This is a genomic window from Pseudomonas segetis, assembly GCF_900188155.1.
GTDB lineage: Bacteria > Pseudomonadota > Gammaproteobacteria > Pseudomonadales > Pseudomonadaceae > Aquipseudomonas > Aquipseudomonas segetis.
In genome coordinates this window covers 1072358-1085411 of the sequence record NZ_FZOG01000002.1, presented here as the reverse complement: position 1 = coordinate 1085411, position 13054 = coordinate 1072358, and the positions used below count along the sequence as shown (strand labels likewise).

At 57.6% G+C, this 13054-nt stretch carries 7 protein-coding genes; all 7 read left to right on the top strand.

Annotated elements, in window-relative coordinates; genetic code table 11:
• Positions 1-29: 29 nt before the first annotated feature.
• The 7 genes from CHB79_RS10790 (at position 30) to hemE (ending at position 12811) form a co-directional block, all read left to right on the top strand.
• Positions 30-2096 (top strand): type IV pilus secretin PilQ, encoded by a 2067-nt coding sequence (locus tag CHB79_RS10790; RefSeq protein WP_089359980.1) that lies wholly within the window; start codon positions 30-32, stop codon positions 2094-2096.
• A gap of 4 nt (positions 2097-2100) precedes the next feature.
• Entirely contained in the window at positions 2101-2619 is a 519-nt protein-coding gene (aroK, locus tag CHB79_RS10785) for a shikimate kinase AroK (protein ID WP_089359857.1), read from the top strand.
• A 51-nt stretch (positions 2620-2670) separates the two neighbouring features.
• The gene (gene aroB, locus CHB79_RS10780; RefSeq protein WP_089359856.1) at positions 2671-3774 is read left to right on the top strand and encodes a 3-dehydroquinate synthase; all 1104 of its coding nucleotides are present in this window, start codon (positions 2671-2673) and stop codon (positions 3772-3774) included.
• A gap of 10 nt (positions 3775-3784) precedes the next feature.
• Positions 3785-5332: an AAA family ATPase gene (locus CHB79_RS10775; protein WP_089359855.1), complete on the top strand. Its 1548-nt coding sequence runs from the start codon at positions 3785-3787 to the stop codon at positions 5330-5332.
• A 243-nt stretch (positions 5333-5575) separates the two neighbouring features.
• Positions 5576-10024, top strand: coding sequence for a glutamate synthase large subunit (gltB, locus tag CHB79_RS10770; protein ID WP_089359854.1), 4449 nt, complete (start codon positions 5576-5578; stop codon positions 10022-10024).
• A gap of 102 nt (positions 10025-10126) precedes the next feature.
• Positions 10127-11545, top strand: coding sequence for an FAD-dependent oxidoreductase (locus tag CHB79_RS10765; RefSeq protein WP_089359979.1), 1419 nt, complete (start codon positions 10127-10129; stop codon positions 11543-11545).
• A gap of 198 nt (positions 11546-11743) precedes the next feature.
• Complete coding sequence (hemE, locus tag CHB79_RS10760) at positions 11744-12811, top strand: uroporphyrinogen decarboxylase (protein ID WP_089359853.1); 1068 nt, start codon at positions 11744-11746, stop codon at positions 12809-12811.
• The last annotated feature ends 243 nt before the right edge of the window (positions 12812-13054 follow it).

Here is a 13054-nt window from a genome sequence, read left to right as displayed (position 1 = left end):
ATAATCTGTTTGCCAAACGGAACCTGAGAATGAATAGCTCCCTTACACGTCTAAGTATCTCCTTGTTGGGAGTTCTGCTTTCGCCTGTGCTGTTGGCAGCTAATCTAGAGGCGCTTGATGTCGCTGCGTTGCCAGGTGATCGCGTTGAGTTGAAGATGTCGTTCGACGAACCTGTGGCGGCGCCACGTGGATACACTATCGAGCAACCGGCGCGCATTGCGCTCGACCTGCCTGGCGTGTCCAACAAGCTGGGCACCAAAAATCGCGAGCTGGGCGTCGGTAATGCGCGCAGCGTGACGGTTGTCGAGGCCAAGGATCGCACGCGTTTGATCATTAACCTGTCGGACCTGGCCCCGTACAGCACCCGTGTCGAGGGCAACAACCTGTTCGTTCTGGTTGGTGCAGGTGCGGCAACCGCTTCGGCGGCTCCGGCCCAGGCGGCCACTACTTATAAGAAGCCACGAACCAGAAGTTATGTCGCTCAGACTAAGGCGATCAGCAACATTGATTTCCAGCGTGGCGATCAGGGCGAGGGTAATGTTGTCATCACCTTGTCCGATCCTTCGGTAAGCCCGGATATTCAAGAGCAGGGCGGCAAGATCCGCCTGGACTTTGCCAAGACCCAATTGCCTGAAGCGTTGCGCGTACGCCTGGATGTCAAGGACTTCGCCACGCCTGTGCAGTTTGTTAGCGCCACTGGTTCGGCGGATAAAGCCAGCATCGTCATTGAGCCAACCGGCTTTTATGACTACCTGGCCTTCCAGACCGACAACAAGCTGACGCTGAGCATCAAGCCGCTGACCAAGGATGATGCTGAAAAACGCAAGACCGAGCGCTTTGCCTACAGCGGTGAAAAGCTCTCGCTTAACTTTCAGGACATCGACGTGCGTTCGGTGCTGCAGTTGATCGCTGACTTTACCGATCTCAACCTGGTCGCCAGTGATACCGTTGCCGGTAACATCACCCTGCGGTTGCAAAACGTGCCTTGGGACCAGGCGCTGGACCTGGTACTGAAAACCAAAGGCCTGGATAAGCGCAAGGTGGGCAACGTCCTGCTGGTCGCTCCGGCAGATGAGATCGCAGCGCGCGAGCGTCAAGAACTCGAGTCGCAAAAGCAAATCGCCGAGTTGGCGCCACTGCGTCGTGAGTTGATCCAGGTCAACTACGCCAAAGCCTCCGACATGGCGAAGCTGTTCCAGTCGGTGACCAGTGCCAACGGCAGTGCAGATGATCGTGGTTCGATCACGGTCGACGACCGCACCAACAGCATCATTGCCTACCAGACCCAAGAGCGTCTTGATGAGTTGCGTCGTGTTGTTGCCCAGCTTGACGTTGCTGTACGCCAGGTCATGATCGAGGCGCGAATTGTTGAAGCCAACGTCGACTATGACAAGTCCCTGGGCGTTAACTGGCGCGGTGCGCAGGTCGGCAATGGCAACTTCATTGTCGGCGGCAGCGGTGGTAACCGTACCGGTTCCGGCGGCAACCCGGCGACTGCATTGGGTAACTTCGTCGATATGGGGGTTACCAACGCCACTTCATCGCTTGGTATTGGCTTTGTAACCGACAACACCATTCTCGACCTTGAATTGTCGGCGATGGAAAAGACCGGTAACGGCGAGGTTGTATCGCAGCCTAAGGTTGTGACCTCGGATAAAGAAACCGCGAAGATCCTCAAGGGTGCGGATATTCCCTACCAGGAAGCTTCATCAAGCGGTGCGACTTCCACAACCTTCGTTGAGGCCGCTCTGTCGCTCGAAGTGACTCCGCAGATCACACCTGACAACCGGATCATCATGGAAGTCAAAGTGAACAAGGATGAGCCGGACTTCGCCAACCAGGTCAACGGCACGCCAACCATTCGTAAGAATGAGGTCAATGCCAAGGTGCTGGTCAACGATGGCGAGACTATCGTGATCGGTGGCGTGTTCTCCAACGAGCAGCGCAAAGGGGTTGATAAGGTGCCGTTTTTGGGTGACCTGCCATACCTTGGCCGCATGTTTAGACGCGATATCGTCGAGGACTCAAAATCTGAGTTGCTGATCTTCCTCACCCCGCGCATCATGAACACCCAAGCTGTCGCGGTGAGCCGTTGATTAAGTGCAAAATCTGATACTTGTTGGCCCGATGGGCGCTGGAAAAAGCACCATCGGGCGTTTGTTAGCCAAAGAGTTGCGTTTACCCTTCAAGGATTCCGATAAGGAAATCGAACACCGTACCGGTGCCGATATTCCCTGGATCTTTGATGTTGAAGGTGAACAAGGCTTTCGTGAGCGTGAACAGTCGGTAATCGTTGAACTGTGCGAGTCTCAGGGCATAGTGCTGGCCACCGGTGGTGGTGCGGTGATGCGCCCGGAGAACCGTGCAGCTTTGTATCGTGGCGGCAGGGTGGTCTATTTGCATGCCTCGGTCGAGCAGCAGATCAACCGCACTGCGCGAGACCGTAATCGCCCCCTGCTGCGTGCCCATGATCCAGGCAAAGTCCTGCGTGACCTACTGGCTCTGCGTGACCCGCTGTACCGTGAAATCGCCGATGTTGTCATCGAAACCGATGAACGCCCGCCGCGAATGGTCGTGCAAGAGATACTTGAACGACTAGAAGCGCTTCCTCCCCGTTAAAGCGCAGCCAGAACTGCGCTATCCTAGAGCCCTTTTCTGACAGGGGGCGGCATGCAAATTCTTCAAGTCGAGCTAGGTGAGCGTAGTTACCCTATTTATATCGGTGCCGATCTGCTTGCGCAGCCACAATTGCTTGCCCAGCATATTGCTGGCCGCCAGGTGGCTATTGTTACCAATGAAACCGTTGCCCCCTTGTATTTGCAGGCTTTGGAAACCGCGCTGAGTGGTTATAGCCTGACCTCGGTCGTATTGCCCGATGGCGAGGAGTTCAAGACCTGGGAAGTGCTGCAGCAGATCTTTGACGGGCTGTTGACCGCCCGGCATGACCGGCGCACCACAATTATTGCTCTGGGTGGTGGTGTTGTGGGCGACATGGCAGGCTTTGCCGCTGCCTGTTACCAGCGCGGCGTCAACTTTGTGCAAATCCCAACGACACTGCTGTCGCAGGTGGATTCCTCGGTGGGAGGCAAGACCGGGATCAACCATCCGCTTGGCAAGAACATGGTTGGAGCCTTTTATCAGCCACAAGCGGTACTGATCGACACCAAGAGCCTGATGACCTTGCCGCAGCGAGAGCTATCCGCTGGCTTGGCTGAGGTGATTAAATATGGCCTGATTTGCGATGAGCCTTTTTTGCAGTGGCTCGAAGCGAATATGCCCGCGCTGCGTGAGTTGGATCAAGCAGCCTTGACCCAGGCAATTGAGCGCTCTTGTGCGGCAAAGGCGCGTATAGTCGCGGCCGATGAGCGGGAGTCCGGGGTGCGGGCAACGCTCAACCTGGGGCATACCTTCGGCCATGCGATCGAGACGCACATGGGTTATGGCGTATGGCTGCATGGTGAAGCGGTTGCCGCCGGAACTGTCATGGCGCTGGAGATGTCGACGCGCCTGGGTTGGATCGAGCCAGCTGAGCGCGATCGTGCCATCCGTCTGTTCCAGGCTGCCGGCTTGCCAGTCGTTCCGCCGAAAGTTATGACGCCGGCGCACTTTCTTGAGCATATGGCTGTCGATAAGAAAGTGCTCGATGGTCAGTTAAGGTTGGTGTTGCTTCGTCAGATGGGCGACGCAGTGGTCACCAGTGAGTATCCACGCGAGATTTTAAGTGCCACGCTAAACGCCGATTATGCAGCGATGGCTGAACAGCTAAAAAATTAAAGAGTGTCCCATGACTAGTTTGCACGCTGACGAGGCGTTCCTCGACCATTACCAATTTAGCCATGACCCATTTGCTGCGCGGGTGCCAGGCTTCAAGTTCTTCCCTGCACAACGCAAGCCGGTGTTGGGGCAACTGCATCACCTGGCGCGTTACAGCCAGTTATTGCTTGCCGTAACTGGGCCGCAAGGTAGCGGCAAGACGCTGTTGCGCCAGGCTCTGGTCGCCAGCACAAATAAGCAGGCGGTGCTGAGCGTTGTGGTTACCCAGAATGCCGGCGAGGGCATGGGCGTTTTACGTCAGGTGGCTCAAGGCCTGCAGGTCGCGCAACCGGACATGCAGTCCATCCTGGCCCAAGTCGGGCAGTTGGCCATAACCGGCCAGGAAGTTTATGTCCTGGTGGATGACGCCGAGCAGCTCAGCGACAGTGACTTGCGTAACCTGGTGACATTGTCCGCTGGTGGTCCGGAGGGGCGCCCCCATGTCTTTCTGTTTGCCGATACAGCAATGCTGCCACGGTTTGACCAGGTATCTGACGGCGAAGAGCACTTCCATGTAATCGAGCTGCAGCCTTATACCGAAGAGGATACGCGCGAGTACCTTGCGCAGCGTCTTGAAGGTGCCGCGCAAGGCTTGGAAGTCTTTTCCGAGGAGCAACTCGCGACTATTTATGAGCAATCCGAAGGCTGGCCGGGCGCGATTAACCAGGCTGCACGCGAGGTGCTGGTAGACGCCATGCAGGCCAAGCGTGCTGCGGGTAAAAGCGCGGGGTTCTCTTTGAATATCCCGCGCAAGCATATGCTCGCATTGGCCGTGGTAGTGGTCGGCGTATTGGTTGCCTGGATGATGCAGGGGCGCGAGCAGCCAGCGGTGCCTGAACAGCAGGTTCAGGCACCGACAGAAAATGCCCAGCCTCAGCAGCAACCGACGGCAGAGCCCGCCTCTGGTAGCGTTGCCCAAAACAGCAATCCGGATGCTCCGGCCATCGAGTTTGCGGGCTCCGGCGAGCCAATGCCGCTGCCTCTCGTGGGCAAGGCGCAGCCGGTTATTCGTGATCCTGAAGTGAGCAACAACCAGGCGCAAGAGGCAGTAGAGCCTGAGCCCGTTGCCAAACCCGCTCCAGACACCAACCCGCGCTTGCTCGTCGACACCCGTAAACAGGTGCCTGCCGAGGTTCCGGTTACACCAGTGAAAACAACGCCCGCCACTGCCCCCGCAACAAAGCCAGCGGCTAAGCCGGAAAGCACAGCGCCCGCGGCCAAGCCGGCAAATATCACCGGCTGGTATGCTGATCAGGCCGGGTCGCGCTACACCTTGCAAGTTGTGGGTACCAGTTCGGAAAGCAATGCCAAGGCATTTATCAGTGAAAATGGCGGCGACTATCACTACTTCAAGAAACTCTACAATGGAAAGCCCTTGTACGTCGTAACCCATGGTAGTTTTGCAACTGCCGAAGCTGCCAAGGCCGCTATCGCTAAAATGCCGGCCAAGGTGCAGGCAGGAAAGCCCTGGCCGCGTACCTTTGCCAGCATCAAGCTGGAGATCGCTCAGGCACGTTAATTCCAAGGCTTGGGTTGAAATGACCAGATGGTCGTTAGCACGACTGTCTGGTCTAAAACATCGTTTTCGCGACATATGATTGCATTAGGTCGTCACTAAAATTTGTGACGATCCGATCTGCTATGTACAATGACCACCCTTTTGCCTGCGCAAAGTTGGGGCTGTGCCCTGCGTGCGTGGTAAGTTGTTGAATTAGAAAGTAATTACCTCCCTAAAAAAGGAGGCAGCCTGGTGAGAGTCCCTATGAAAGCAGGTTTGTACCGTCCTGATGAGTTCAAGGATAACTGCGGCTTCGGCCTGATTGCCCATATGCAGGGCGAGGCTAGCCATCACCTGCTGCAGACCGCTATCGAAGCCCTGACATGCATGACCCACCGTGGTGGGATCAACGCTGACGGTAAGACTGGCGATGGCTGTGGTCTGCTGATGCAGAAGCCTGATGCGTTCCTGCGGGCAATTGCCCAGGAGCAATTGTCGGTTGAGTTGCCTGGGCAATATGCCGTTGGCATGGTTTTTTTAAACCAGGACCCGGCCAAGGCAGATGCTGCTCGCGAGAACATGAACAAAGAGATTCTGGCCGCAGGCCTGAGTCTGATCGGCTGGCGCAAGGTTCCGGTCGACACCAGCGTGCTGGGCCGACTGGCGCTTGAGCGCTTGCCGCAGATCGAGCAGGTGTTCATTGGTGGTGAAGGTCTTAGCGATCAGCAGTTCGCGATCAAGCTGTTCTGTGCCCGCCGCCGCTCCTCGGTCGCCAATGCCGACGACACTGAGCACTACATCTGCAGCTTCTCGCACAAGACCATCATCTATAAAGGCCTGATGATGCCGGCTGACTTGCAACAGTTCTACCCGGACCTGGGTGATGAACGCTTGCAGACGGCCATTTGCGTCTTCCACCAGCGCTTCTCGACCAACACCCTGCCAAAGTGGCCTCTGGCGCAGCCGTTCCGCTTCCTGGCGCATAACGGTGAAATCAACACCATTACCGGCAACCGTAACTGGGCGCAAGCGCGTCGCACCAAGTTTGCCAATGGCCTGATTCCCGACCTCGACGAGCTGGGCCCATTGGTCAATCGCGTGGGTTCGGACTCATCGAGCATGGATAACATGCTCGAGTTGATGGTCACCGGTGGTATCGACCTGTTCCGTGGCGTGCGCATGATCATTCCGCCTGCCTGGCAAAACGTTGAGACCATGGACGCCGATTTGCGCGCGTTCTATGAGTACAACTCCATGCATATGGAGCCTTGGGATGGTCCGGCCGGCGTTGTGCTGACCGATGGCCGCTATGCGGTGTGCCTGCTTGACCGTAACGGTCTGCGCCCAGCTCGCTGGGTAACCACCAGCAATGGCTATATCACCCTCGCCTCGGAAATTGGCGTCTGGGATTACAAACCTGAAGATGTGATCGCCAAAGGACGTGTCGGCCCTGGCCAGGTGCTGGCTGTCGATACCGAAACCGGCCAGGTGCTCAATGCCGACGACATCGACAATCGCCTGAAGTCACGTCACCCATACAAGCAATGGTTGCGTAAGAGTGGCGTGCGTGTGCAGGCGACCATGGACGACCACGACCATGGTTCGGATTTCTACTCACCAGAGCGCCTGAAGCAGTACATGAAGATGTACCAGGTGACTTTCGAGGAGCGTGACCAGGTCCTGCGCCCGCTCGGCGAACAAGGCCAGGAAGCCGTCGGCTCCATGGGCGATGACACGCCAATGGCGGTATTGTCGCAGCGCGTTCGTTCGACCTATGACTATTTCCGCCAGCAGTTCGCGCAGGTGACAAACCCGCCGATCGACCCGCTGCGTGAAGCTATTGTCATGTCGCTGGAGATTTGCCTCGGTGCCGAGCGCAACATCTTCGAAGAGTCGCCAGAGCACGCAACCCGCGTGATCCTGAGCTCGCCAGTGATCTCGCCAGCCAAGTGGCGGACGCTGATGAACCTGGACAGCCCGGGCTTCGAACGTCACTTCATCGACATGAACTATGACGAAAGCATCGGCTTGCAGGCTGCAGTCAGCAATATGGCTGACCAGGCAGAAGAGGCGGTGCGTGGTGGCAAGGTCTTGCTGGTGCTCAGCGACCGTAACATCGAGCCAGGCAAATTGCCGGCGCATGCCTCTTTGGTGGTTGGCGCGGTGCATCACCGCCTGACCGAGAAAGGCCTGCGTTGCGATTGTAATATCCTGGTCGAAACGGCCACCGCGCGTGACCCGCATCACTACGCCGTATTGCTCGGCTTCGGTGCCTCGGCGGTCTATCCGTTCCTGGCCTACGAAGTGCTGGGTGACCTGATCCGCACCGGTGAAGTGCTGGGCGATCTTTACGAAGTGTTCAAGCATTACCGCAAAGGCATTTCCAAAGGCCTGTTGAAGATTCTCTCCAAGATGGGGATCTCGACCATTGCCTCGTACCGCGGTGCTCAGTTGTTTGAGGCGGTTGGCTTGTCCGATGAAGTGGTCAACCTCAGCTTCCGCGGCGTTGCCAGTCGCATCAAGGGCGCGCGCTTTGTCGATATCGAGGCCGAACAGAAGCTGTTGGCCCAGGAAGCCTGGAGCAACCGCAAGCCGATCCAGCAGGGTGGCTTGCTGAAGTTTGTGCACGGTGGCGAATACCATGCCTATAACCCAGATGTGGTCAATACCCTCCAGGTTGCAGTGCAGCAGGGCAGCTACGAGAAGTACAAGGAATACAGCGCACTGGTTGATACGCGTCCGGTGTCGATGATCCGCGACCTGCTCAAGCTGAAAATGGCCGACAAGCCATTGAGCCTTGACCAGGTTGAACCGCTGGAATCGATCTTCAAGCGCTTTGACTCGGCGGGGATTTCGCTGGGCGCATTGTCGCCAGAAGCTCATGAAGCCATCGCCGAGGCGATGAACCGCCTGGGTGCGCGCTCCAACTCGGGTGAGGGCGGTGAAGATCCGGCGCGTTACGGCACCATCCGTACCTCGAAGATCAAGCAGGTGGCTACCGGCCGCTTCGGGGTTACCCCGGAATACCTGGTCAATGCCGAAGTGCTGCAGATCAAGGTCGCCCAAGGCGCCAAGCCGGGCGAGGGCGGACAACTGCCGGGCGGCAAGGTCAATGGCCTGATTGCACGGCTGCGCTATGCAGTGCCGGGCGTCACCCTGATTTCGCCACCTCCGCACCACGATATCTACTCGATCGAGGATTTGGCCCAGCTGATCTATGACCTCAAGCAGGTCAATCCATCGGCATTGGTTTCGGTCAAGCTGGTGGCCGAGGCTGGCGTTGGTACTATCGCGGCGGGTGTGGCCAAGGCTTATGCAGACCTGATCACCATTTCCGGCTACGACGGCGGTACCGGTGCCTCGCCACTGACTTCGATCAAGTATGCCGGGGCACCCTGGGAACTGGGGCTGGCTGAAACTCACCAAACCCTGCGCGGCAACGATCTGCGCGGCAAGGTTCGGGTGCAGACCGACGGCGGCTTGAAAACCGGTCTCGACGTGATCAAGGCAGCAATTCTCGGCGCTGAAAGCTTCGGCTTTGGTACGGCGCCAATGGTTGCGCTGGGCTGTAAATACCTGCGTATTTGCCACCTCAACAACTGCGCTACAGGCGTGGCAACCCAGAACGACAAGCTGCGCAAGGATCACTTCATCGGCACGGTTGAAATGGTCATGAACTTCTTCAAGTTCATCGCTGAAGAAACCCGTGAGTGGTTGGCGTTGGTTGGTGTGGCCAGTCTGGAAGAACTGATCGGTCGCACCGACTTGCTGGATATCCTGCCGGGCGAAACGGCCAAGCAGAACAACCTGGATATCAGCCCGCTGCTGGGCAGTGACCTGATTCCGGCAGACAAGCCGCAATTCTGCACTGTGGATCGCAACCCGCCGTTTGACCAGGGCCTGCTTGCCGAGAAAATGGTCGAGTTGGCCTCGGCGGCTATCGAATCGGCCAGTGGCGGTGAGTTCGAGCTCGACATCTGCAACTGCGACCGCTCCATCGGTGCCCGTGTTTCCGGTGAGATTGCCCGTAAGCATGGCAATCAGGGCATGGTCAAGACGCCTATCACTTTCCGCTTCAAAGGCACTGCTGGCCAGAGCTTCGGGGTGTGGAACGCAGGCGGCTTGAACATGTACCTGCAAGGCGATGCCAACGACTACGTCGGTAAAGGCATGACGGCCGGCAAGCTGGTGATCACGCCGCCGCAAGGCAGTCCGTTTGCAACCCAGGAAAGCGCCATCATCGGTAACACCTGCTTGTACGGCGCAACCGGCGGCAAGCTGTTCGCCGCAGGCACTGCCGGCGAGCGTTTCGGTGTACGTAACTCCGGTGCCCATGCCGTTGTCGAGGGCACGGGCGACCATTGCTGCGAGTACATGACCGGCGGTTTCGTCTGTGTGCTGGGCAAGACGGGCTATAACTTCGGCTCAGGCATGACCGGCGGTTTCGCCTATGTGCTCGACCTGGACAACAGCTTCTACGACAAGGTCAACCATGAGCTGGTTGAAATCCAGCGCATCAACAGTGAAGCGATGGAGGCGTATCGCAGCCATCTGCAAGCTGTGCTGGCCGAGTACGTGGCTGAAACGGCCAGCGAGTGGGGCGCTAACCTGCTTGAAAACCTGGACGATTACTTGCGTAAGTTCTGGTTGGTCAAGCCGAAGGCGGCGAGCCTCAAGTCCTTGCTGTCGAGCATGCGCGCTAACCCGCAATAACACAGCTTCAAGCGCCTGACCTGAATATGCAGGCCAGGCGCTCACCGTGATTGTCTTGCTGCGCCGCTTCAAAACGAGCGCATGCTGTTGAGAGGTTTTGAAATGACTGAACGTCTGAATAACGACTTCCAGTTCATCGAAGTTGGGCGTAAAGACCCAAAGAAGAAGCTGTTGCGTCAACGCAAAAAAGAGTTTGTCGAAATCTATGACAGCTTCAAGCCGGCTGTTGCTGCTGATCAGGCGCACCGTTGCCTGGGCTGCGGCAACCCCTATTGCGAGTGGAAGTGCCCGGTGCACAACTTCATCCCCAACTGGTTGAAGCTGGTTTCCGAAGGCAACATCCTGGCCGCTGCCGAACTGTCCCACCAAACCAACACCCTGCCGGAAGTTTGCGGCCGTGTGTGCCCGCAAGACCGTCTTTGCGAAGGGGCTTGCACCCTTAACGATGGTTTCGGCGCGGTGACCATTGGCTCGGTCGAGAAGTACATCACTGACACCGCTTTCGCCATGGGCTGGCGCCCGGATATGTCCGGTGTCAAGCCGACTGGCAAGCGAGTTGCCGTGATTGGTGCCGGCCCTGCTGGCCTGGGTTGCGCCGACGTTTTGGTACGCAGCGGCGTGACCCCGGTGGTATTTGACAAGAATCCGGAAATTGGCGGGCTGCTGACCTTTGGTATCCCAGAGTTCAAGCTGGAAAAGACCGTGCTCAGCCATCGCCGCGAAGTCTTCACTGGCATGGGTATCGAGTTCCGCCTCAATACCGAGATCGGTAAAGACATCAGCATGGAACAGCTACTCGCCGAGTACGATGCTGTGTTCATGGGCATGGGCACCTACACCTACATGAAAGGTGGTTTCCCGGGCGAAGACTTGCCGGGTGTGCACGATGCGCTGGACTTCCTGGTTGCCAACGTCAATCGCAACCTCGGTTTCGAAAAGTCGCCTGAAGACTTTATCGACATGAAGGGCAAGCGCATTGTCGTGCTTGGCGGTGGTGACACGGCCATGGACTGTAACCGTACCTCGATCCGCCAGGGCGCCAAGTCCGTGACCTGTGCCTACCGCCGTGACGAAGAGAACATGCCGGGCTCGCGCAAGGAAGTGAAGAACGCCAAGGAAGAAGGGGTCAAGTTCCTCTTCAACCGCCAGCCAATCGCCATTGTCGGTGAAGACAAGGTCGAGGGCGTCAAGGTGGTTGAAACCCGCCTTGGCGAGCCAGACGCCCGTGGCCGTCGTAGCCCAGAGCCTATTCCGGGTTCGGAAGAAATCATCCCGGCTGAGTCGGTGTTGATCGCATTCGGCTTCCGTCCAAGCCCGGCGCCTTGGTTTGCTCAGTTTGAAATCGAAACCGACAGCCAGGGCCGTGTGGTTGCGCCAGAGCAGAGCACCTTCAAGCACCAGACCAGCAACCCGAAGATCTTCGCCGGTGGCGATATGGTTCGCGGTTCCGACCTGGTGGTGACGGCGATCTTCGAAGGTCGCAACGCCGCAGAAGGCATTCTCGACTATCTGGGCGTCTGATCAGGTCATTGCAGGCCCGGCCAGACGCGGCAAATCGTCACGATTGACAAAAGGCACGGCACTCGCCGTGCCTTTTGCATTGCGGTCTGCGAAAATACCCGCACTTTTTTCTCTTGCTGGCGATTGCGGGCTGTTGTGAATGTCCCCGCGCAGGCTGTGAAAGCTAATGAATTTGATGAATTACCGAGAACTCTGAACATGACTGCCTTGAAAAACGACCGTTTCCTGCGCGCCCTGCTCAAGCAGCCTGTGGATGTCACCCCTGTGTGGATGATGCGCCAGGCTGGCCGCTACTTGCCCGAATACCGGGCAAGCCGGGCCAAGGCCGGTGATTTCATGAGCTTGATGATGAACCCCGAGTTCGCCTGCGAAGTCACCTTGCAGCCGCTGGATCGTTATCCACAGCTGGACGCCGCCATCCTGTTCTCTGACATCCTGACCATCCCGCACGCGATGGGCCAGGGCCTGTACTTTGAAACCGGCGAAGGCCCGCGCTTCAAGAAAGTCATCAGCTGCGCCGCCGATGTCGATGCCTTGCAGGTAACTGATCCGGAGAAAGACCTGGGTTATGTGATGGATGCCGTGCGTACCATCCGCCGCGAGCTTAATGGTCGCGTGCCGTTGATTGGCTTCTCGGGCAGCCCCTGGACCTTGGCCACCTATATGGTTGAAGGCGGCTCCTCGAAGGATTTCCGCAAGTCCAAGGCCATGCTGTATGACAACCCGCAGGCCATGCACAGCTTGCTGGATAAGCTGGCGCAGTCCGTCACGGCTTACCTCAACGGGCAGATTCTGGCGGGTGCCCAGGCGGTGCAGATCTTTGATACCTGGGGCGGCAACCTGTCATCTGCGGCCTATCAGGAATTTTCGCTGGCCTATATGCGCAAGATCGTCAGCGGTCTGATTCGTGAGCATGAAGGGCGCAAGATCCCGGTCATCCTGTTCACCAAGAACGGTGGCCTGTGGCTGGAGTCTATGGCTGCAACTGGTGCTGATGCGCTGGGCCTGGACTGGAGTTGCGATCTTGGCGAGGCGCGCAATCGTGTGGGCCATCAGGTTGCGCTACAGGGCAACATGGACCCGACCGTGCTGTACGCCAAACCTGACGCGATCCGTAAAGAGGTCGCACGTATTCTCGCCAGCTACGGCAGCGGCACAGGCCATGTTTTCAACCTTGGTCATGGCATCACTCCGGAAGTCGACCCTGCCCACGCAGGCGCCTTTCTGGAAGCTGTGCACGAGTTGTCGGCGCAGTACCACCAATAAGCTGTATTGCTGCGCGGCCTGGCCGCGCAGCAACTTGGCGCCGCCACTTACTTGATCTTCGCGAGTTTGCCCTTGAGTGCAACGCCCGCGACGAACGCGCCTGCGTGGCATTCGTTAAGTATTCCTTGCTGATTCTTTGTTACGGTTTTCTTGGCCGTGATCAGTCCAGTCCTCACATTTTGCTGACTAATATCTAAACTAGTGCTTTTGTGCCAGCAGGCTGAAGTGCTAGGTTACATCAGC